Source organism: Streptomyces sp. NBC_00525 (genome assembly GCF_036346595.1).
GTDB lineage: Bacteria > Actinomycetota > Actinomycetes > Streptomycetales > Streptomycetaceae > Streptomyces.
The window spans coordinates 2,843,773-2,865,228 of the sequence record NZ_CP107834.1 but is presented as its reverse complement, the minus strand read 5'-3'; the positions used below and the strand labels follow the sequence as shown (position 1 = coordinate 2,865,228).

Annotated in this window: 15 protein-coding genes; 2 read left to right on the top strand and 13 right to left on the bottom strand. The window is 75.1% G+C overall.

Annotation, left to right across the window (positions count from 1 at the left end; all coding sequences use genetic code 11):
• Positions 1 to 14: 14 nt before the first annotated feature.
• The 3 genes from OG710_RS12710 to OG710_RS12700 all read right to left on the bottom strand — a co-directional run bounded on the left by OG710_RS12710 (position 15) and on the right by OG710_RS12700 (position 2,858).
• Positions 15 to 662 (bottom strand): response regulator, encoded by a 648-nt coding sequence (locus OG710_RS12710; protein WP_111336234.1) that lies wholly within the window; start codon positions 660 to 662, stop codon positions 15 to 17.
• Positions 659 to 1,741 carry a sensor histidine kinase gene (locus tag OG710_RS12705; RefSeq protein WP_330239431.1) on the bottom strand — a complete coding sequence of 361 codons (1,083 nt, stop codon included), beginning with the start codon at positions 1,739 to 1,741 and terminating at the stop codon, positions 659 to 661. The genes OG710_RS12710 and OG710_RS12705 overlap by 4 nt, the downstream gene beginning before the upstream one ends.
• 130 nt (positions 1,742 to 1,871) lie before the next feature.
• On the bottom strand, positions 1,872 to 2,858 hold the full coding sequence (locus tag OG710_RS12700) for a UbiA family prenyltransferase (protein ID WP_330239430.1): 987 nt from the start codon (positions 2,856 to 2,858) through the stop codon (positions 1,872 to 1,874).
• Between the two features lie 162 nt (positions 2,859 to 3,020).
• On the opposite strand from OG710_RS12700, the gene OG710_RS12695 reads away from it, so the two are divergent.
• Entirely contained in the window at positions 3,021 to 4,823 is a 1,803-nt protein-coding gene (locus tag OG710_RS12695) for an AfsR/SARP family transcriptional regulator (RefSeq protein WP_330239429.1), read from the top strand.
• Between the two features lie 7 nt (positions 4,824 to 4,830).
• Here the strand turns inward: OG710_RS12695 and OG710_RS12690 are convergent, their stop codons facing one another.
• The gene (locus tag OG710_RS12690; protein WP_330239428.1) at positions 4,831 to 6,117 is read right to left on the bottom strand and encodes an amidohydrolase; all 1,287 of its coding nucleotides are present in this window, start codon (positions 6,115 to 6,117) and stop codon (positions 4,831 to 4,833) included.
• Between the two features lie 169 nt (positions 6,118 to 6,286).
• Here OG710_RS12690 and OG710_RS12685 point away from each other — a divergent pair, with 169 nt between their 5' ends.
• Entirely contained in the window at positions 6,287 to 6,457 is a 171-nt protein-coding gene (locus tag OG710_RS12685) for a thiazolylpeptide-type bacteriocin (RefSeq protein ID WP_018555848.1), read from the top strand.
• A 115-nt stretch (positions 6,458 to 6,572) separates the two neighbouring features.
• On the opposite strand, the gene OG710_RS12680 is transcribed toward OG710_RS12685, so the two are convergent.
• The 9 genes from OG710_RS12680 to OG710_RS12640 are packed head-to-tail and all read right to left on the bottom strand — an operon-like array spanning position 6,573 to position 21,267.
• Entirely contained in the window at positions 6,573 to 8,537 is a 1,965-nt protein-coding gene (locus OG710_RS12680) for a TOMM precursor leader peptide-binding protein (RefSeq protein WP_330239427.1), read from the bottom strand.
• Positions 8,534 to 9,289 (bottom strand): ABC transporter permease, encoded by a 756-nt coding sequence (locus OG710_RS12675; RefSeq protein ID WP_330239426.1) that lies wholly within the window; start codon positions 9,287 to 9,289, stop codon positions 8,534 to 8,536. The genes OG710_RS12680 and OG710_RS12675 overlap by 4 nt, the downstream gene beginning before the upstream one ends.
• The gene (locus OG710_RS12670) at positions 9,286 to 10,290 is read right to left on the bottom strand and encodes an ABC transporter ATP-binding protein (protein WP_330239425.1); all 1,005 of its coding nucleotides are present in this window, start codon (positions 10,288 to 10,290) and stop codon (positions 9,286 to 9,288) included. The genes OG710_RS12675 and OG710_RS12670 overlap by 4 nt, the downstream gene beginning before the upstream one ends.
• A 54-nt stretch (positions 10,291 to 10,344) precedes the next feature.
• A complete protein-coding gene (locus tag OG710_RS12665) occupies positions 10,345 to 11,463 on the bottom strand; it encodes a M50 family metallopeptidase (protein ID WP_330239424.1) in 1,119 nt (372 codons plus the stop codon).
• A complete protein-coding gene (locus tag OG710_RS12660; RefSeq protein WP_330239423.1) occupies positions 11,460 to 12,605 on the bottom strand; it encodes a lantibiotic dehydratase C-terminal domain-containing protein in 1,146 nt (381 codons plus the stop codon). The genes OG710_RS12665 and OG710_RS12660 overlap by 4 nt, the downstream gene beginning before the upstream one ends.
• Positions 12,593 to 15,370 (bottom strand): lantibiotic dehydratase, encoded by a 2,778-nt coding sequence (locus OG710_RS12655; RefSeq protein WP_330239422.1) that lies wholly within the window; start codon positions 15,368 to 15,370, stop codon positions 12,593 to 12,595. The genes OG710_RS12660 and OG710_RS12655 overlap by 13 nt, the downstream gene beginning before the upstream one ends.
• 13 nt (positions 15,371 to 15,383) lie before the next feature.
• A complete protein-coding gene (locus tag OG710_RS12650) occupies positions 15,384 to 17,000 on the bottom strand; it encodes a nitroreductase family protein (RefSeq protein WP_330239421.1) in 1,617 nt (538 codons plus the stop codon).
• Positions 17,001 to 17,054: 54 nt separating this feature from the next.
• On the bottom strand, positions 17,055 to 19,028 hold the full coding sequence (locus OG710_RS12645; RefSeq protein ID WP_330239420.1) for a TOMM precursor leader peptide-binding protein: 1,974 nt from the start codon (positions 19,026 to 19,028) through the stop codon (positions 17,055 to 17,057).
• On the bottom strand, positions 19,018 to 21,267 hold the full coding sequence (locus tag OG710_RS12640; RefSeq protein ID WP_330239419.1) for a TOMM precursor leader peptide-binding protein: 2,250 nt from the start codon (positions 21,265 to 21,267) through the stop codon (positions 19,018 to 19,020). The genes OG710_RS12645 and OG710_RS12640 overlap by 11 nt, the downstream gene beginning before the upstream one ends.
• Positions 21,268 to 21,456: the final 189 nt, after the last annotated feature.

Genomic DNA, 21,456 nt, shown 5'->3' with positions numbered 1-21,456 from the left:
TCAGCGGCAGCGGCTCAGTAACGGCGGCTCGGGAACGTCCGGTTGACCGCGTCCAGCCGCGAAGTGGCGCCGAGCTTGTCGAAGATGTTCCGCAGATGGCGCTTGACCGTGCCCTCGGTGATCCCCAGCCGGCTGCCGATCTGCCGGTTGCTCATGCTCTGGGCGACGAGCTCCATCAGCTCCCGCTCGCGCAGGGTCAGCGTGTCGGCGGGCGCGGGTCCCCGCTCGGGGCCCGCGCCGCTCGCCTTGCGCGACAGGAACATGGTCGTGCCGCCGGCCATGGCGCTGCGGATCGCGGAGACCAGGACCTCCCGGTCGACCTCCTTGTGGAGGTAGCCCACGGCCCCGGCGGACAGCAGCGAGTCGATGAGCTGGCGGTCGTCGTGCATCGTCAGGATGACGACCCGTGCCTCGGGCGCCGCCTGGCGGATGCCCCGCAGGTTGGCGAGCGGGCCGGGGCCCGGCATCTCCACGTCGAGCAGGACGAGGTCCGGCCGGTGCAGGCCGGCCAGCCGCACCCCGCTCGGCCCGTCGTCGGCCTGCGCGACGACCGTCAGCCCGTCGTACATCTCCAGGAGTTCGCACAGTGCTTCGCGCAGCAGCCGGTGGTCGTCCACGGCCAGGACCCGGATGTCGCCGGATTCGGCCGGTCCCCCGCTCATCGGCATGCCGTTCCGGCGCCGTCCAGCGGGATGCGGAGCTGGACCCGGGTGCCCTGGCCGGGTTCGCTCAGCACGTCCAGCGTCCCGCCGACGGCGCTCACCCGCTGCCGCATGGCCGTCAGGCCGGTGCCGTCGCCGTCGCGCGGTGGGTCGGGCAGCCCGACCCCGTCGTCCGTGACGCTGGCGTGCGCGGCGTCGGGGAAGACCTTGACGAGGACGTCGATCCGGCGGGCCCTGGCGTGCGCGAACGCGTTGCGCAGCGCTTCACGGACTACGAGGAACAGCTCCTGGCGGGTCTGTTCGGGCAGCCAGGACTCGTCGCCGTCGATCCGGGAGAACACCTCGGCCGGCCGGTCGGAGGCGGCGGCGCTGTAGGCGTCGATCTCCTCCTTCAGGCCGTCGTGCAGCTCGTTGACGCGCAGCCCGCTGACCATGGTGCGGGTGAAGCTGAACACGTCGCGCAGGGCCTGCCGGGCGTCCTGGAGCCGGTCGCGCGGGGATTCGATGCCCTTGGCCTGCTCCATGCTGTACAGGTCGAGGCAGCGCAGGGCCAGGCCGATGCTGCTGCCGATGTGGTCGTGCAGATCGTGGGCGAGCTGGTGGCGGCGGGCGGTGCTGGCCTTGCCGACGTCGCGCAGCGGCACCGACTCGTAGCCGATCGCGGCGGCGCTGACCCGTGCGAAGATGCCCTTGTGCAGCGTCCGTACGGCGGTCAGGAAGCGCGAGAGCGCGACCTCGGGCGGGAGTTGGGCGGCGGCCTCGGTCATCGCCTCCACCGCCACGTCGAACAGCACCCGTGCGGCGTGCACCGAGTCGATCGGGGAGACCTTCTCGAAGGAGCGCTGCACCCCCAGCGCCATCGAGGTGAGTTCGGCCCCTTCGGCGACCTGGACCGGGGTGCCGTTCAGGGTGGCGACGCACTCGCCGAGTATCTGCCGGGCCTGCCTCTCGCAGGAGACCCAGAGTTCCGGCCGCAGCACCAGCGGATTGGTGGTCTCGCGCAGTTCGTCGGCGTAGCGGGCGATGGCGGACTCGATCAGGCTGGACCGTTCGGTTGCCGGGTCGGCTGAGAGTTCCACGGTGCGCCCCCTCGATATGGGGAGTCGCCTGGTCGTGGACGGTCCGACTCCCCCACGATCACCCGTCCGGCCGGGATCATACTAAAGAGCCTCTTGCCCGAAGGCGAGTGCGAGACGGGGATCGTGGGGCTCAGACGAGCAGGAGCGCGGCGAGCGCGGCGAGGTGGACGGCGTACTGGGTGGCCATCCAGCTCCGGTACGGAGCCCGGTGCTCACGGTCCGTGATCCGGCCGTCGCGGGTCCGGGGCGGCAGGCAGCGTCCCGCCACGCACAGGGCGCCGACCGCGAAGACGACGGCCGCCGCGTCGAGCGGCACCTCGTGCACCCACAGGGCGCCGGCGGTGAGGGCCAGCGTCAGCGTGCCGCTGGCGACCGCGCAGAAGCGCCGGGCGGTGTGCTCGCCGCGTACGACGGCCAGGGTGCGCCGGCCCGCCAGGGCGTCGCCGCGGGTGCTGCCCAGGTCCTTGGCGACGGCCGCGATCAGCCCCACGCCGAGCGAGAGCACCGCGGCGAAGACGGCCGACTCGGCGTTGAGCGCGCTGCCGGAGGAGGCGACCCCGGCGAGATAGGTGGTCCCCGCGGCGGCGCAGGTGACCGCCGACGCCGACCAGGAACGGCACTTGGCGGCGACCCACGGCGCGGAGTACACGTACCCCAGCACGAGGAAGACGGCGGCGGCCTCGGCCACCTTCCAGCCCGCCGCGCAGCCGAGCAGCAGCCCGGCCAGCGCGCTCGCCACCACGGCCCGGCGGGCCGCGTCCTCGGTCAGCCGGCCGCTGGCCAGCGGCCGCTGGGACCGGTTGGCCCGGTCCTCGCGCAGGTCGCTCACCCCGTTGAAGACGTAGACGCTGACCGTCACCGCCCACCAGGCCGCCGCACCGCACAGCAGATGCGGGGCGTCGGGGCGCTGGTGCGCGGCGGACGCCGTCAGCAGCGCCCCCGTGACGAACCGCAGGACGAACATCACCTGGACCAGCGGGCGTGCCTCCCGCAGGCACAACCGCACGGTGCGGGTGGCCGAAAGCAGTGCGGACCCCGAGAGGTCGAACGCACCGGACGCGGAGGCGGAGGAGGAGGTGGGCGAGGGCGAGAGGCGAGGCGTAAGGGCCTGAGTCATGGGTGGAACTTAAGGCGGGAACTCGACGTTCCGACGTGTGTCTTTTGAGGTAGGCCATGTGCCTTGGGAAGTACTCGCGTTGAATACGAAGGCCCCGCGCGCCTAGCGTCACCAGTGTCGCGATCACGCTGCATGATGCGGAACGTCAGGGGGGAGCGGGAGATGGATTTCCTGGTTCTGGGACCGGTGGAGGTACGCGAGTCGGGAGAGCCGGTCCGGCTCCGCGGAATGCGTCGTCGCCGGCTGCTTGCCGTTCTGCTGCTGAACGCGGGGCACGCGGTGTCCATGGACGTTCTGGTGGACGAGCTGTGGCAGGACCCGCCCGCATCCGCCCGCCATCAGGTGCACAACGCCATCCGCGACCTGCGCGCCGCCCTGGCCGGCTCCGCGGGCGCCGGACTCGTCACGGTGGACATCGGCTACCGGCTGGACGTACCCGCCGGGGCGGTGGACGCCCACCGCTTCACCGAAGGGGTACGGGCCGCCCGCGCCGCCCGCCGGGAGGGCCGCGACACCGAGGCGATGCGGCTGCTCCAGGCAGCGGTCGACCTGTGGCGGGGCGACGCCTTCGCCGACATCGACTGCCCCGCGGTGCGGGCGGCCGCGGCCGGGCTCGACGAGCAGCGGCTCACGGCCGTCGAGGAGCTGATGGAGCTGCGCCTCGCGGCCGGCGAGACCGGCTCCCTGGTCGCCGAACTGTCCGCGCTCACCGCCGGGCACCCGCTGCGCGACGCCCTGCGCGGCAGCCTGATGCTCGCCCTGTACCGCAGTGGCCGGCAGGCGGACGCGCTCGCCGTCTACGATGAGGGGCGGCGGCTGCTCGCGGACGAACTGGGCCTGGAACCGGGCCCGCGGCTGCGCCACCTGCACACCGAGATCCTCGCGGACGCCCCCCGGGTGCAGCGCCGTGCCGCCGCGCCCGCCCGGCCCGCCGCGGCCCGGCCCGCCCAGGACAACTACCTGCCGCGCGACCTGCCCGACTTCACCGGCCGCGCCGCCGAACTGGCCAGGCTCGACCGGGCCGTCGACGACCTGAGCGACGGGTTCCCCCGTACGGTCGTGATCGACGGCATGGGCGGCATCGGCAAGACGGCCCTCGCTGTCCACTTCGCCCACCGCCGCACCTCGGACCACCCGGACGGCCAGTTCTACGTGGACCTGCACGGCTTCAGCACGGGGCGCGCCCCGCTGACCCCCGAGGAGGCGCTCGGCGTGCTGCTGCGCTCGGACGGCGCCGCGCCCGGCAGTCTCCCGGCCGGCCTGGCCGAGCGCAGCGCCATCTGGCGCTCCCGGCTCGCGGGCCGCAGCGCCCTGCTCGTCCTGGACAACGCGGCCGACGCCGCCCAGGTGGCCCCGCTGCTGCCCGGCACGGGAGACACGCTCACCCTGGTCACCACCCGCCGCAAGCTGACCGCGACGGACGGCGCCCTCTCCCTGCCCCTGGGCGCGCTGGCCCCGGCGGAGGCGGAGACCCTGTTCCGCCGCATCGCGGGCGAGGCCTGCGCCGGCGCTTCGCTGAACCGGACGGTCGCCCTGTGCGGGCACCACCCGCTGGCCCTGCGCATCGCGGCGACCCGGCTGCGCGACCGCCCCTCGTGGAAGGTGCCGGATGTGACGGCCCGCCTGTGCACGAGCGGCAGCCGCGCCGCGTTCCTGCGCACGGCGGACCGCGACCTGATGTCCGTCCTGGCCCTCTCCTACGCCCACCTCCCCCGCGAGGCCCTGGAGCTCACCCGCACCCTCGCCCTCCACCCGGCCCCCGTCCACGACATCCCGCAGACCTGCGCCGCGACGGGCCTGGCTCCTGCGGCCGTGGAATGCCTCTTCGACACCCTGCTGGACCACAACCTGGCCGACGAACCCAACCCGGCCCACCTGGCGATCCCCCAACTCCTCCAGGACTGCGCCCACACCCTCCCCCTCCCGACCCCGGACACGACGCCCCGACTGTCGGCGGTGGCGTGAGCGCCCATCAGTCCGGCGCTGCCTGCGCGGGGTTCCCGGTCAGGCGGTTCAGGGCCGCCGCTGTGAGGGCCGTGATCGCGGTGGGGAGGGCTGTGCGGATGGCGGGGGCGAAGTGGGGGGAGTGGTTCGGGGGGATGTCGTGGCCGGCGGTGGCGGCCCACTGGCGGGGGCTCGTGGTGCCCAGCATCCAGTAGACCAGGGGGATGCCCGCCTCGCCGTGGAGTTCGCGGCCCGCGTCCCCGTAGAGGGGGAAGTCCTCGGAGGCCAGGGAAGGGGGCCAGCCGGTGACGCGTTCGGGGCCGTACAGGGCGGTGTGGGCGCAGCGGACGGCCTCGGTCGCGGCCGGGTCGCCGTGCAGGGCGGGGGAGCGGGAGAGCAGGGTCAGGTCCGGGTCGCGGGGGCAGGCCGACGCGGCGCACTCGGCCCGGACTATGCGCTCGACGGCCGCCAGCGCGCGGTCCAGGGTGTCGTCGGAGAGGGCGCGCAGGCCGATGCCCAGCTCGGCGGTGTCCGGGACGACGTTGACGGCCGTGCCGGCGCGCAGGGTGCCCACGGTCAGGGTGAGCTGTTCGGCGGGGGCGGCCTCGCGGGCGACGATCGTCTGGAGGCGGCCGATCACCGCCGCGCTCGTGACCACGGGGTCCACGGTGAGGTGCGGGGTCGCGGCGTGGCCGCCCCGGCCGTGGACGACGACGGTGAGGGCGGCGCTCGCGGCGGTGACGGGGGCATGCGGGCCGCCGTGCGCGATGAGCCCGGCGGGGAGCGGGGCGGCGTGCTGGGCGAGGACCGTGCCGGGTCTGCCGAACCGTTCGTACAGGCCGTCCGCCAGCATGGCGCGGGCACCGGTCAGGGTCTCCTCGGCGGGCTGGCCCACGACGACCAGGGTGCCGCGCCAGTGCGCGGTGGTGCGGGCGAGCAGGTCCGCAGCGCCGGTGGCCGCCGCCAGGTGGAGGTCGTGGCCGCAGGCGTGCATGGCCGGGCCGGTGCTCGCGTAGGGGAGGCCGGTGCGCTCGGCCAGCGGCAGGGCGTCGAGTTCGGCGCGCAGGTAGACGCGGGGGCCGTCGCCGTTGCGCAGGACGCCGACCACGCCGTGGCCGCCGATGTTCCGGGTGACGTCGAGGCCGGCGGCGGTGAGCCGGTCCGCGAACAGGGCGGCGGTGCGGGCCTCCTCGCCGGATGTCTCCGGGTGGCGGTGGACGTCCAGGTAGAGGGTGAGGGCGGGGCGGACCGTCTCCCGCGCGAGCGGGGTAGAGAGGGCCGGGTGGGGCGGGTGGGGCGGGGCGGGCTGGGTCATGGCGCTCCGGGAGGGGTTCGTCGGGCCGCTGGCGTCGCGTGCCAGCGATGTGCGTGCGGGAGGCATGCCGAGCGGTGAGCGCGGGGCGGTGCAATGGCTGTGCGCGCCCCGCCGGGGTGCGCACAGGTGGCGGCCCCGGAGACGGTGGCCCAGGACCGGAGGAGACACCATGGAGAAGAACCTGAGCACCCTCGCCGACGAGATCCTTGAGCTCGAGGCCGAGACCTTCGAGATCTCCGACTACTCGGACGCCAGCGAGGTCGTGCTCGCCGGTTCCACCAGCACCAGCTCGACCTCGACGTGCAGCTCCACCACCAGCACCACCTCCTGCTCCGCCTGACGTCACGTCGGCCGCGCCGCTGACGAGCGGCGTGTGCGCCCGGTACCCGTTCCCGGGGTACCGGGCGCTTCGCCGTCCGCGCCGCCAGGGCACGGCTGCGGGCAGCGGGGCACGGTTACGGGAAGGGGTGCGGGACCATGCGCATCCCGGCCTCGGTGAGGTCGGTGGTGCGGTGGCCGCCCCGGCGGAGCGCGGTGCGCAGGCGGGGCATGAACGGGGCGCGGCGGCGGTTCCAGCCGAAGTCGATCGGCAGGAGGCCGGGCGCCAGGGTGGCGACGGTGCGCAGGCCCATGCGTTCCTGCTCCGGCGTGGTCTGGTCGACGGCGATCACGTCATGTCCGGCGCCGGAGAGTTCGCGGATGACGGCGCGCAGGTCGTCCCGCAGGTCGCCGGTGCGGGGGCGGCCGGTGGCCTCCCAGTCCCGGTAGACGTCGGTGAAGGGGCGTAGGGCCAGGGGGCGGAGGTAGCTCTCGGCGTGGGCGGCCATCCTGGGCAGGCCGTAGAGCTGGGCGTGGTCCTTGAGGTGGCGTACGCGCTCGAAGTCGTCGGCCATGGCCTCCAGTTCCTCGCGGCGCTCCTCGGTCTGCCGGGCGAGGTGCGGGATGTAGGTGAGGACTTCGGAAAGGGCTCCCTCGACCGCGGCGCGCGGGTCCAGCGAGGCGGCCGCGGCGAAGGAGAGGGCGCCGGGGCCGCCGTCGCGGCGTACCGCGAGCGCGGTGACGACGGGGACGGCGAGGTCGACGCGGTTGTCCAGGACGTGGACGTCGTAGCCCTGGAGGGCGGCGCGTTCGGCCATGGCGGGTGCGGCCCGTCCGCCGACGGTGGCCAGGTCGATCTCGGTGAGCCGGGCGTCTCCGTACCAGGCGTTGAGGAAGGCGTCCCGTTCGATCAGTTCGAGGAGGCCGCCGAGGACGGCCTCCTCCAGGCCGCCGCCGATGGCGCAGCCGTTGGAGCACTCGAAGACGAAGTTGTCGGCGGCCAGTCCGGCGCTGTAGTAGACGAGCCGGGAGGGGACCAGGACGGGCCTGTCGTCGCGCAGCGACCAGCCCCACTCCCAGGGGATGGCGCGGTCCGGGTCGAAGGCGTCGACGAGCGGGTCGTCGCGGTAGGTGCGGGGGGTGTAGAGGCCGCAGACGGCGGGGTCGACGGCGTCGTCCTTCAGCTGTGTCCAGGAGCCGGTGACGGGGGTGGTGCGGCCGCGCCGGTGGGTTCCGGCGTAGCGTTCCAGGCCCTCCAGGAAGGCGAGGGTGCGGCTGGTGGAGAAGGCGTTCTCCTGGCCGCTCCAGGTGACGTCGTTGAGCCCGGCGTAGCCCCGGACGAAGACGCTTCCGGCGACGGGCGCGGTCGTCGGTGAGGTGACGTCGTTCCAGGTGCCGCCGCCCAGCACCCCGCACACGGGGTTGGCGAGGGCCTCCTCCGGCAGCGGGTACGCGGAAGCGGGGCGCAGCCGGTAGCCGTCCGGGTCGGGCTTGCGGCGGGCCACCAGGGTGAGCGGCCGGGGCCCGGCCGGGGCGGGCGGCGGGGCGCAGTCGGGGCAGAGCGGGTCGGCGAGCAGCGGGTAGGTCCGTACCCGGAGGGTTGCCAGGTCCAGCCGGGTGACCTGGGGCAGCCGCCGGTCGGCCGGGAGGGAGGCGGGGGGCTGGGCGCCGGGGCCGTCCAGCAGGGCGCGGTACAGCGCGGCCGCGGCGTCGTGGGCGTGGGCGGTGAGGCGGGGCCAGGCGCCCGCGGGGCGGGGTCCGTCGGGGCCGCCGGTCTCCAGGGCGTCGCGTTCGCTGCGGCTGCGCAGGCGCTGCCAGCGCATCGCGAGGCAGCGTCCGCAGGCGGGGGCGGTGCCGTCGCCGCCCCAGGGGCCGATGAGGACGGCGGAGGCGGTGAGGTGGACGCGGGCGCCGGGCCGTTCGGCGGCCCAGGGGTCGGGGGCGCCCCGGTCGCCGAGGGCGGCGGTGGCGTCGGTGGCGCCGACCGGGACGACGGGGACGTCGCGTCCGGTGCGGTCGGCCAGGGCGGCCTGGAGCGCGGCGCGGGCCGGCTCCATGGGGGCGGGTTTCGCGGCGGGGGCGGTGCGCGTCGGGGTGCTCATGAGGACCTCGTCCAGCGGAAGGTCTTGACGGCGGCGACGCCGAAGACAAGGGCGAAGAAGACGAGTCCGGCGCAGCCCGTCCAGACGTCGGAGAGGTCTCCGCGTCCGGCGAGCGCGTGGGACACGGCGTCGTTGAGGTAGCGCAGCGGCAGGACGACGGAGACGTGTCGGAGCCAGGACGGCATCGAGTCCAGCGGGAAGAAGGAGCCGGAGAGGAACGCCATCGGCAGCATCAGGAAGTTGGCGGTGGCGGCGACGGACTCCGGGGTGTCGGCGAAGGAGCCGATGATGACGCCGAGCAGCAGGAAGGTGGTGACCCCGAGGAGGAGCACCGGGATCAGCAGCGGCCAGCCGGAGGCGGGGCGGAGGCCGAACAGCGGCAGCATGGCGACGCCGACGAACAGCAGCGACTGCACGGCGCCGACGACCAGGGCGATGACGTAGCGGGAGCCGATGACGGCGCTGAGCGGGGCCGGGGACATCCGGATCAGGCGCAGGATGTCGTCGGTCCGCCACTGCATCAGGGTGAACGCGATGCCGAAGACGGCGGCGTTGGCGACGCCCCAGGACAGCACGCCGGCGGCGGTGTAGGAGAGGTAGGACAGGCCGCTCTCCTCGACGTCCTGGCCCCGGAAGATCAGGCCGAAGACGACGAGGAAGAGGAGCGGGAAGGCGAAGGTGAAGAAGAGGGTGGTCTTGTCGCGGATCTGGGCGCGGTAGCCCGCTGCGGCCAGTGCGGCGTAGGCGCTCATGGCTGGTGCTCCGTGGTGTCGGCGGCGTCGGTGTTCCGGCGGGTGGCGTGCGCGGACCGGGTGAACCGGGCCGTGAGGTCGAGGTAGACGTCCTCCAGGCCGGCGGTGCGGGTCTGGACGCCGTCGAGACCGGTCAGCTTGTCGAGGGCGCTGAGGACCCGGCCGGCCTCGCGGGTCTCCAGGACGAGGGAGCCGCCCTGGACGGTGACCCGGTCGACGCCGGGGACGGCCGCCGCCTCCTCCTCGCCTAGGCGGCCGAGCGGCAGCAGCAGCCTGGTGGGCGCCTCGAACCCGCCGACGAGGTTGTGCGGGGTGTCGGTGACCGCGATCCGGCCCTCCACGAGGATCGCGATGCGGTCGCAGAGCGCTTCCGCCTCGTCCAGGTGGTGGGTGGTGTAGACGATGGTGCGGCCTTGTGCCTTGAGGGCGCGCAGCACCTCCCACAGATCGCGGCGCGCCTGCGGGTCGAGGGCGGCGGTGGGCTCGTCCAGGAAGATCAGCTCGGGGCCGTGGACGAGGGCCGAGGCGATGGCGAGGCGCTGGCGCTGCCCGCCGGAGAGGCTCTCCACCTGGATGTCGCGCTGCTCGGTGAGCCCGACGGCGTCCAGGGTGGCGTCCACGGCGTTGCGCGGGGCGCCGTAGAGGGCGGCGACGGTGCGCAGGTGTTCGTGGGCCCGCTGCCGGACGAAGAAGGCGGAGGACTGGGTCTGGATGCCGATCCGGGGCAGCAGCGCGGTGTCGCGGGGCCAGGGGGACGCGCCGAACACGGCGACCGTGCCGCTGTCGGCCCGGCGCAGCCCCTCCATGATCTCCACCAGGGTCGACTTGCCGGCGCCGTTGGGGCCGAGCAGGCCGAAGAACTCGCCGCGGCCGATCTCCAGGGACACGTCGTCGAGGGCCCGGCGCTCCCCGTAGCGCTTGGAGACGTTACGGACGCGGACGGCGGGGGCGGGGGCGGCGTCCTCGCCGGGGCTGGTTGGCATCGCCTGTACCTCACTCATGTGGTGCGGGGTTCCTTCCGGTCGGGGGCGGGCGCGTGGCGTGGTCACCTCGGGTCACCCCGTCAGGAGCAGGTACGCCGCGGCGCAGGTGCCCGTCGCGGCGAGGAGGACGAGCACGACGAAGCAGACGGCGTACGCGGTGTAGAGGCGCCGGGCCCGGCGTGGGTACGCGGCGGCGGCATCCGCGTCGCTCCGGCGCAGCGCCAGGTAGGTGCGGGTCTCCGGGGCGAGGCGGGCGGTGCCGAGCAGATGGCCGAGCATCCGGTAGCCGTCGAGCGGGGGCAGCGGGACGAGGTTGCTGAGCCCCTGGACGGTGCCGAGGAGCAGCAGCCCGGCCAGCAGCGCCCTGGTGGGGTCGCCCTGGGGCAGCAGGAACCACCAGAGCGCGAAGGGCAGCAGCAGCACCATGTTGAGGTGGGCGCCCGCCCCGGCGATGACGAGCCGGGCGCGCAGGGCGGGCAGGAAGAGGTAGTTGTCGACGGTGCAGTAGAGCATCGCCGCCGGCAGTCGCCAGCGCAGCCCGATCTCGGTGACCGTGCCGCCGTAGTGCCGGGCGGCGACGCCGTGGGCCAGTTCGTGCAGGGTGATGCTGAACCACAGGAACAGCGCGGCGCCCAGCAGGGCGGCCGGTTCCCGGATCAGCTCACCGGTGCCGTCCAGGAGTTCGCCGGTGTGCAGGGCGAGGGTCACGACGGTGACGAGGACGGCGGCCAGCAGCGGGAGCTGGACGGCCGGGTGGAGCAGTGGGCGCAGTACGCGGTGGAGCCGGGCGGTGGTCCGGTCGGCGTCGGCGACCAGGCTCCGGGTGCCGTGCCACAGGCCGCCGGTGCGGGCCGGGGGTGGGGCGGCGGGCGGCGGGTCGGGGGCGCCGGCCAGGAGGCCGCGGGTGCCGAGGAGGCCGAGGAGCCGGTTCCACTGCTCCTCGGCGAGCCGGCGGCCGAAGCGTTCGGCGTAGGCGGGTACCAGGTCGTCCAGCGTGCGGGTGCCGTCGAGGCGGGAGATGAGGAAGTACTCCTTGGGCCCGACCTCGAACGCGGCCCCGCTCACCGGGTGCTTGAGCAGGTGCACCGTGCGGGGGCCGCGCAGCAGGGGCGGGCTGAGCAGGACGCCGGGTCTGAGCGCGGGCCGGTAGGCGCGGGCGGCGGACCGGGCGCGGTCGGTGGCCGGGTTCACGAGTCCGCCGTCCCGCCCCGGCCGGTGCCCTCCGGCGCCGCGCCGGCCGGCTCGCGCAGCACCTGGCCGAGGACGAAGGAGAGGTACGCCTCGTCGCGGATCGTCACATGCAGCCGGTTGTTGGTCATGTGCATGTACGGGGAGAGCAGCCGGGGCAGGACGGCCGGGACATGGGTGAGCGCGGTCAGGGGGGTTTCCGGTTCGGCGCGTTCCTGGCCGGTGTCCTCGCGGGCGGGTCCGTCCCAGGCCGGGAAGAGGAGTTCGCCCCGGCTGGTGAGATCGGCGACGCGGTCCCGCAGCTCCAGGCAGTGGGCGGCCCAGTCGCGCAGGAAGGAGGGCAGCCGGCCGAGTTCACCGGCGGCCACGGCGGCCCGGATCGCGGCGAAGCGGCTGCCCAGCGCGGGTGCCATCCGCGCGTAGTTGCGCTCGTACTCCTTCGAGCCGATGAAGCCGGTGCCGGGGAACGCCCGATGCCAGAACGCGTAGTAGCCGTCGAGGTAGTCCGCGAGGCGGTCGTCCTCGGGCAGGAAGCAGCTCGACATCACCATCATCAGCTGGGCGGAGGTGCCGAGCAGCACCGTCCGCAGGTGCAGGTTCATGGTGCGGAAGGCGTCGATGACCAGGTCGCTGGAGTGCCGGAAGTGCCACTCGGCGAGCTCGACCCCGGCGGGGCCGCCGTACTTGGCGTACTCGGGGGCGTACGGCTCCGAGCTGAAGGAGTTGTTCGGCCGCAGGTTCATCCGGCCGTCCGCGCCCATGTACCGGCTGCGGTCCTCGCCGGGGAACTCGATGTCGAACAGCTCGTTGTAGAAGTCCTTGAGGAACCCGGAGTCGACCTCGTAGAGGGCCGGCCGGGTCCGGAGGAATGCGGTGAGGGCCGCCTCGGCGCGGCGGCGCACCTCCGGGGCGGCGGCGGGGCTCGCGGGGCGCAGCCGGAGCCGGACGTGCGGCCCCTCCAGCCAGTAGTTGATGAAGAAGTGGCCGGCCAGCAGCCCTTCGGCGGTCAGTTCGGCGACCAGCGGCCGGACGCAGTTGACCAGCATCGGCCGGGGGCTGGCCGCGTAGAAGACGTGCAGGGCGATCCAGTCACCCCGTTCCGTGGCGTCGGGTCGGGCGGGGCTGGGCGAGATCAGTTCCGGCATGTCGGGCCGTCCTCGGTACGCGGGCGGGAGGTGAAGGTCTCCACGGCCAGTTCGGCGACGTGGTGGCCCTGTGCGGAGACGACGTGCGGGGCGTCCTCGGCGGGGAGCATCTCCCGCAGGACCACGGCGTCGCCGGGGCCCCGTTCCAGCAGGGCGTCGAACGCGGTCAGCGACAGGGGGCTGTCGAAGTCCACGTACAGGGGCTTGGCGCCCGGGGCGCGGCGCCCCTCGCGCAGGACCGTCGCGAAGACCTGGGCGGGCAGCCCGTGGGCGCGCCGCCAGCGCCGCCAGCCGAGGAACCAGCCCGCCTCGTCGGCGCCGGGCGTGCGCGCGGGCAGCACTTGGGCGTCGGCCGTCCAGCTGCGGCGGCTGACGACGACCCCGTCGTGGACGACGCGCGGCCTGCGGGTGACGCCGTCGCGGGCGGGGCCCTCGGGGACGCCGCCCCACACGTCCGTGGGCGTCATGGTGCTCGGGGAGAGCAGCAGCAGGGTGCGCGGGATCTCCGGCAGGGCGACGGGCACGAGGTAGCCGAGGTAGACGGGGACGACCTCGCGCTCCAGCCGCCGGGAGCGCAGGACGAGCCGGTCGGTGGCCTCGTCGTGCCGCAGGTACAGGTCCTCCAGGTGGATGCGGGCGTCCTCGGGCACCGTGGAGGTCTCGCCGGGGCAGACGATCTGGTGGCTGGTCAGCCGCCCGTGCAGGTTGAGGTTGGTGGTGATCGGCCCGCCGGTCAGCTCGGCGAGGACGGCGCCCTCCGGGGCGCGGGCGAGGAGTTCGCCGGCCAGCCGCTCCGAGAGGCCGGGGGGTGCGTCCGGGGGCGCCGAGCCGTCCGGGTCGTAGACGTGGGTGAACCGGCTGAAGGGGAAGGCGAGTCCGCCGTACGAGCGGTTGAGGACGACCAGCGGCCGGCCGTCCGCGTCGTCCCCGGCGACCTGGATGTGATGGCTCTGCGGGGTGAAGTCCGGGGCGATGGAGGCCAGTTCACCGGACACCTCGGTGAGCAGTGCGGCGGGCAGCCGGATCTCGTCGGATGCCCCGTGCTTCTCCCACTGCTCGCGCATCCCGGCGACGAAGCGCCGGCGCGCCGAGTCCAGGGTGCGCAGGGCGCTCTGGCCGAGCCAGTTCTCCTCGGGGACGTACTCGCCGTCGGCGTCGAAGGCGCTGCGCTTGGAGGTGAACGAGATGTACTGGTCGAAGAAGTCTTCGTGGAAGTCGTGCACCAGGCCGAGCAGGTCGTCGCAGCGCCCGCCGCTGCCGTGCCGGGCCAGGAAGAAGCCCTTGAGGGTGATGCGCTGGGGCAGCGTGATGTCGTACATCGGGAGGATGCCCTCGACCCGTCGCAGCGCCTGCCCGGTGGCGCCGGCCAGGGGTCCGGGCCCGCCGGGCAGGTCCTCGCCCGCGCTGACGTCCTCGTACACCAGGGTCTGCGGGAGCACGGCGTCCTCCTCGGCCCCCAGCTCCCGCTGGATGCCGAGGAGTTGGGCGCGCAGGGTGCGGAGCAGGGCGCGCCGTTCGGCGAGCGGGGCGGACGGGTACGCGGCCAGGCAGGCGGCCGGTCCGTCGAGCGAGGCGGCGACCGCGTCCGCCCAGGGGGCCCCGAGGCCGCGCAGGGCCTGCTGGAAGGAACGCAGCGGGTCGGCGCTGTGCACATCGGTGCGCAGGCCCGGCACCTGGACCATGCCGAGCTGGAGGAGGGCGGCCGCGTAGCGTTCGGCCTCGTCCGGCCCGGCGCCCCGCTCGGTGCGCAGCAGGTCCACGAGGTCCCGGTGGCGCAGCCCCTCGTGGGTGGAGAAGAACGTGAGCAGCCGGTCCAGGGTGCCGCTGGAGCGGAGGTAGAACAGCCGGTCGCGGACGGCGTCGAAGGTGACGGCCGCGCTGTCGTCGCCTGCGGTCACCCACTGCCGGACGTAGCGGATGCGGTCCTCGTCGCGGCCCCAGCCGGGGGCGAGGACGACGGGGAGGTCCTGGCGGCGGACGGGGTCGGCGAGGATCAGGTCGGCCAGCCGGCCGAGGACGACGACGTTGAGCCGGACATGGCTGGTGCACTCCTCGCCGAGGCGCGGGCCGAAGGGGGCGGAGGGCGCGGAGGCCGGGGCGAAGGTGCCGGTGGCGACGGCGGTCAGGGTGCTGAAGGGGCTCGTCTTGCATGCGGTGCGGTAGAGGTAGGTGAGCGCCGAACGCTCGATCTTGCGCATCCGCTTGCCCGGTTCGGCGCTCGTGTCGGCCAGGTAGCCGTCGAGCCTGCTGTCCAGGGTGGGCGAGGCGAGCAGCAGCCCCAGCCGGAGCCGGTCCCCGGCCAGGGCCTCGCGCAGTGCCCGGCGCGCGTCCCGCATCTCACCGGCCAGCAACTCGGGCCCCCGGTCCAGCAGTTCGGCGTAGCGGGCGCGGTGGGTCAGCCAGTGGGCGAGCCGGGCGCCCGCCGGTGCGGACAGCCCGGTCACCAGGCGCTCGGCGGCACGGGGATCGGCGGGCAGCCGGTTGTTGAAGACCTCGCGGCGCACCCGGAGCAGCAGGCGGCGGGCCTCGCTGCCGGCCGCGTCGGCGGCGCCGAGCAGCCCGTGCAGCAGCTCGCTGAGCGCGGCGCCCTCGGCGGTCAGCCGCTCCTCCAGTTCCAGGGCCTCGTCCGCCCAGTCGCCGGTGTCCGGGCAGCGCAGGCCGCGCACGGTCTCCAGGGGCAGGCCGGCCGCGCGGAGCAGGAAGCGGTGTCCGGGTTCCCACACGTCGGGCGCACGGGGGGTGGTGTCGGATGTCAGGAGTGTCATCGCAGGGTTCCCGTCAGGCGATCTCGTGCCGGAAGTCGGCGGGCCGGGGGCGCTCGTTGCCGAGCGGCATGATCAGCAGGGGCGCCTCGTCGCCGTCGCCCAGGCCGAGCTTCTCGATGAACGAGATGTTGTCGAAGCCGAGCGCGACGCCCGCGCCGAGTCCGAGCGCGGCGGCGGCCACGTAGAACGTCTGGGCCACGGCGCCCGCGGTGCCGGCCGCCAGGCGGTAGCCGCGGTCGCCGACCGCGTCCAGCACCGCGGTGGTGCGGACGGTCGGCACGAGGACGGCCCCCGCCTGCTCCAGGTTGTAGTTGGCGAGGAAGTAGGTGTTCTGCAGGAAAGCCCCCTGCGGCCCGGCCTCGACGAGCCGCAGTTCCCCGGCGTCGGGGTCGTAGGCGTACGCGCCCGGCGCGACGGACTCGACATGGTTGACGAAGGCGTACATCCGGGCCTGGCGCACCGCGCCGTCCGGGTCCGCGTCGCTGGGCAGCGACGTCCCGGCGCAGGCCGCGAGTACGGCGGACAGCTGGGCGGGCGTGACCGGGCGCGCCGCGTCGAAGCGGCCGAAGCTGCTGCGCCGGCCGCGCAGGGCGCGCCGTACGGGGACGGCGGGGAACTCCGGGGCGGGCAGGGCGGTCCGGGTGCCGCCCGCCGGGGTGGGCGGGGCCGCGGCGGCGGCCAGCGCGCCGGGGGCGGGGCGGTTCGCGGGGTCCTGCGTGGTCGCGGCGTGCATGGCGAGCAGGGTGGGGAACTCCAGCACGGTGCGCGACCGTTCGGAGTCCCGGTGCCGGACGGCGGGGTCGGGCCCGGCGGGGGCGGCCGGGGCGGCGGTGGCCTTCGGGGTGTCCCAGCGGAGCGGGACGACGGCGAAGATGCCCTCCTCCTCTCCCGAGGTGCCGAGCAGGCCGTTCAGCCGGGGCTCGTCGAACCACAGGACGGGCGAGGGCGCCAGCCCCCGCGCCCCCGCCCAGATCCGCCAGGTCTGCACGAGGGTGCCCAGGTCGGTGGAGACCACGTGGTACGAGAAGCTGTTGTACTTGAACGCGTTCTGCCAGTACTTGACCCCGAGGATCAGGTATTGGTCGGTCTGGCGGGCTTCCTCGGGGGCGTCGGGCCCCAGCGCCTCGCGGACGCGGGCCGAGACGTCACCGGTCAGCAGCCGCTGCACGGCGTGCCGTTGGACGTCGTAGTAGTGGATGCCCGGGGTCAGCGGCCCGGAGGGGCCGGACGCCCAGTAGATGCTGACCGGGTAGAGTCCGCCGCCGCCCGCGGTGCCGCGGGACCAGTTGGCGTGGGGGTGCAGCGGCAGCCCGGACAGGTCGCTGTTGGCCTGGATGCCCAGGCGGCGGCCGGTCAGCCCGTAGGAGTCCTTGAGCATCGCCGCCAGCAGCGGCAGCGTGAATCCCGCCGGATCGCCCGGCCGCGCGCCGTCGCCCGGAGCGGGCAGCAGACCGCGTGCGGCGGGGGCGTCCGGGAGGCCGTCGCCGTCCGGGAGGGCGTAGGGCTCCACGTCCGGGTAGAACTTCCCCCGGCGCGGGCCGTCGGGCCAGTCGGGGACGAAGTCGGTGGGCTCCATCGGGACGCGCCCCCGGTGCAGGACGGCGTCGGCGTACTCATGGGCGTACCCCATGGGGGAGGCCCCCTCTCGCATGGGCTCGGATGGGTCGGTGGGGCCGGCGGCCGGTCATGGGAACGGGTGCGGTGCGGGGTTGAGTCCGGCGGGGCCGAGTACGGTGCGCATCCGGGGCATGTGCCGGGCGCGCTGGCGGGACCAGCCGAAGTCGATCGGGAGCAGCCCCGGCACCAGGACCTTCACGGTGTGCAGGCCGAGGGCGCGCTGCTCGGGCAGGGTCTGGTCGACGACGACCACGTCGTGTCCGGCTGCGGTGACGGCGCCGACCGCGCGCAGCAGGTCGGTGCGCAGGTCGGGGGCGGCCGCCGGGTCGCCTTCGGTGTCCGGCCAGGCCAGATCGGCGACGGCGAGCGGCGGGCGGGGCTCGGACTGCCGCAGCAGGAAGTCGGCGTGCCGGCCCATCTCGGGGATGCCGTAGGACAGCGGGTGGTCGTGCAGGGTGGTGACCCGGTCGAAGTCGGTGGCCATGGCGCGCAGCCGCTCCTCGTCGCGCCGGGTCCGGCCGACGAGGTTGACCGCGTCGGTGGCGATCTCGCAGAGCGCGGAGTCCAGGGCGGATTCCGGGTCGAGTCCGGCGCCCGCGCCGAAGCACATCCGGCCGGTGGAGCCGTCGAAGCGTTCGGCGCAGCCGGTGATCACGGGGACGGGGAAGCCGATCCGGGTGTCGAAGAAGCGGGCCCGGTAGCCGTACATGGCGAGCCGGTCCACCATGTGCCGGGTGGCGGCCCTGGTGCTGGTGCCCGCGTTGATCTCGCGCAGCGGCACCTGCCCGTACCAGGCGAGCAGGAAGGCGTCCCGCTCGATGACCTCCATCAGTCCGAAGTAGACCGCCTCCTCCGTACTGCCGCCGGAGGCACAGCCGTTGGAGCTCTCCTGCACGAACCGGCCCTCCAGGCCGGGGGCGTGGTAGTAGGCGAGGATCTCGGGCACCGCCCGCGGCCGGTCGTCGCGCAGCGACCAGCCCCACACCCAGGGGATCTTCCGGTCGGTGGCGAAGGGGCGCACCCGTGGGTTGGCGGCGTAGAACTCCGCCGCGTACAGGCCGGTTTCACGCGGGTCGACGGCGTCGGGGCCCAGCTCGTCCAGGGAGGCGGTGAGCCGGGTGGTCCGGGCCCTGGCCCGCATCCCGGCGTAACGCTCCAGCGCCTCCAGGACGCCGATGCTCCGGCTGTGGGCGTACGTGTCCGCGTGGCCGCCCCAGAACGTCTCGCGGAGGTAGTCCCCGGAGCGGGTCGAGAAGCAGCCGACGGTGGCGGAGGTGGTGGTGGACGCGACGTCGCAGATCACCGAGGAACCGAGCGCGCCCCAGTGCGGGTTGACGAAGGCGTCCTCCGGCAGCCGGTAGTCCTCCACCCGCCGCACCCGGAAGACGCCCGGCCGGTACGGGGGCGCGGGCCGCAGGGTGAGCGCGGCCCCTTCGGCGGTGTCGGGCCGGGGCGTGGCGCAGTCGGGGCACTCCGGATCGGGGACGAGGGGATGACTGCGTACGGTCATGGCGTCCAGGTCCAGGAGATGGACCCGTGGGTACGGGCCGGGCTCCGGGCCGGCCCCGGCGAGCCCCGCCACCAGGGCGGCGACGGCGGTGACGGCGAACGGGGTGCCGTACGGCCAGTCGCCCACCGGCCGGGTGCCGGTGCCCAGTTCGAGGCCCTCGCGCAGGGACACCGAGCGCACGCCCTGCCAGCGCCGGGCGAGACAGGTGCCGCAGCCCGGCCGTCCGTCCCGCGCGGGCCACGGGCCGATCAGCACCTGCCGGCCGTACAGGTGGAGGGGCACGGCGGTGGCGTCGGCCGGGGCGTCGCCGGCCGGGGCGCCGGTCCGCGCGTACGCGTCCCGGACGCCGAGCGGCGCGACCGTCACGGCCCGGTCGGTGCCGCTGGCGGCGAGCGCGTCGCGGACGGCGGCGGCGAACCGGCCGGCGGCCTCGGAGCGCGCGTCGGCCCCGGAGCGCTCGTCGGGCCGGGGGCGCTCGTCGGGCCGGGGGTGCTCGTCGGGCCGGGGGCGCCGGGCGGTCTCAGCCGGCATCGGCGGCCGCCCGGGTGAGCAGGACGCGGACGGTGTGGATGCCCGCGGTGGGCAGGTCGGCGGCGTGCGTGGGCACGACCAGGGCGTCCCGCCCGGCGGCGGCGAGGCGTTCGAGGAGGCGCGCCCAGCCGGCGTCGTCCGTCCGGTCCGGATCGGCTGGGGCCGGCTGTTCGCCGGTGACCGGGACGAGCGACGCGTCCAGGTCGGCCAGCAGCGGGTCACCGGTGTCCGTCGCGTCGGGCCCGTCCGCCGTCTGCACCGCGCCGAGCAGGTCCCGCAGGGCGTCCACGGCCGCTGCCGCGAGGTCCGGGGCCGCGCCCACGGCCCAGCGGGCGGGGCCGGGGGCGCCGGTGGTCCGGGCGAGGACGACGGACGCCCCGGAGTACGCCCGTTCGCCCAGGTCGAGCAGTTCCACGGTGAGGCCCAGGTGGGCCGCCGACCGGAGCAGGAACACCGTTTCGGGGTCCTCGCCCAGGGCCTGGGGGGTGAGCACGGAGACGTCGCCCGCGCCCCGGACGGCCCGGCGCAGCGCGTCGTGGGCGAGCGCCGACAGCAGCCCGGCGGCGGCCGCCTCGGGCAGGTCGGCTCCGGCCCCGGCACCGGCCCGCGTGGGTTCGAAGCGCCGGTCCGCGTTGTCCGCGCCGAAGGGGCGCACCGCCCCGGCGGGCACCCGCACCGCCTCCTTGGTGAGCAGCGAGACGGCCGCCGTCCAGCGGACGGCCGTTCCGGTCCCGCCGGTGCCGGACGCGACGGTGAGCGCGTCCGGGTCCACGGCGGGCAGCTCCGCCATGGCGTCGCCGGGCACCGGGGCGGGCGCCACGTGCTCGGCGTAGACCGTCGCGGCGGCGTTGAGCGCCCGCAGCCGGGCGCCGGCGGTGTGGTGGATGTCGAAGGCGGTGATCGTCCGGGGGGTCCGGGTGCCCAGCCCGCCCAGGACGACCGCGCCCACCTTCAGCGGGGTCTGGGTCAGCCGCTCGTCGGCGTAGGCGGTGAACACCCCGGTGTGCGGGTGGACGAGCGCGGAGCGGCGTTCGAGTTCGGCGAGCGGGCCCTGGGCGGCCTCGTCGTCGGGGGCGGTGGCCACCGTGGGGAGGAACGCCGGGCGGGCCGGCGCGGCGGTCAGGTCGACCGGTTCGGGCAGTGCGGCGGGTGCCGTGCAGAACGGGCACGCGGGGTGCGGCAGCAGGGGCTCCGACGCCACGTCGAAGGAGGCCATGTCCTGGATGAGCAGCCGGTCGCGGCTCTCGGCCGGCAGCGCCTCGGTGACCAGGCGGAACACCTCGTAGCCGAGCAGGTTGCCGAGCATCGCCGCGAGCGGTCCCACGGGCTGGGGGCCGGGGGTGCCGGTGCCGAGGGCCAGCCCGCTCCACAGGCCGGCGGCCGCCGCGTCGGCCCCGCCGCCGGCCGCGCCCAGCCGCAGGGCGGCGCAGGCCCAGCAGGCCGCCGAGCCCGGGGTCATGACCGGCCCGACGACGGCCCGGCCCCAGAACGTCCAGGCCGGGAGCAGCGTCCGCCCCTCGGGCACCCCGTCCCGCAGCAGCGCGAGCACGGTGCCCGGCACCCGGGGGCCGGCCGCGGCGACGACGACGTCGTAGCCGTCGTACGCCGCCCAGCCGGCGCCGGGCCGCTCCGGGAGCACGGACAGTTCGACGGGGCAGTCCTGGCCGGCCGGCAGGTCGGCCTCCCAGCGGACCTCGGCGAACTCCTCGGCGGTGGTGCCGCCGGAGCCGTCGGCGAGGGCGGCCTCGACGCCGATGGCGGCGCAGCCGTTGCGGACGAGCGACAGCACGCACCAGCGGGCGACCGGCCCGTCGCCGAGGACGGCGACCCGCGTGGCGCGGTAGCGGGCGAACCGGGCGTCGGCGTCGTCCGCGTAGTGGTCGATGTAGGCGATCTGCTCGGCGAAGCGCTCGGCGGCGGCCGGGTCTGTCCGGGGGCCCGCCGACTCGTCCGGTGCCGGGACCGGACGGGCGAAGCCCCGTGCGTAGAGGGCCTTCACGAGTTCGCCGACCATCGCCTTCTGCTGGTCGCCGAAGCCCTGGCAGATCTCCTCGACCGATCTGCTGCCGTCCAGGTGGGGCACGAGGAGGCTGGCGAACCGGTAGCCGGATCTGGCGGTGAGCCGGAACCCTCCGTCGGCGTTGTGGAAGATCACGCCGTCGGGCGTCTCGGTGAACAGGACGTCACGACGGACCCGGGGCCGGGTGCCGGCGGTCTCTGCGTACGACGTTGCTGCCATGCGTGCGTCACACCTCTTGTTCGGGGAGAGGGAGAGTCGGGTACTCGGGTACTCGGGTACGAGGCCGGGCCCCGCCGCCGGCTGTGCGGGGCGTGCGGTTTGCGGGTCCGGGGCTCGGGGGCGGGTGTTCTCAGGGGCCGGTGTTCTCAGGGGCCGGGCGGCCGGTCCGGGCGGACGCGAGGGGCGCCG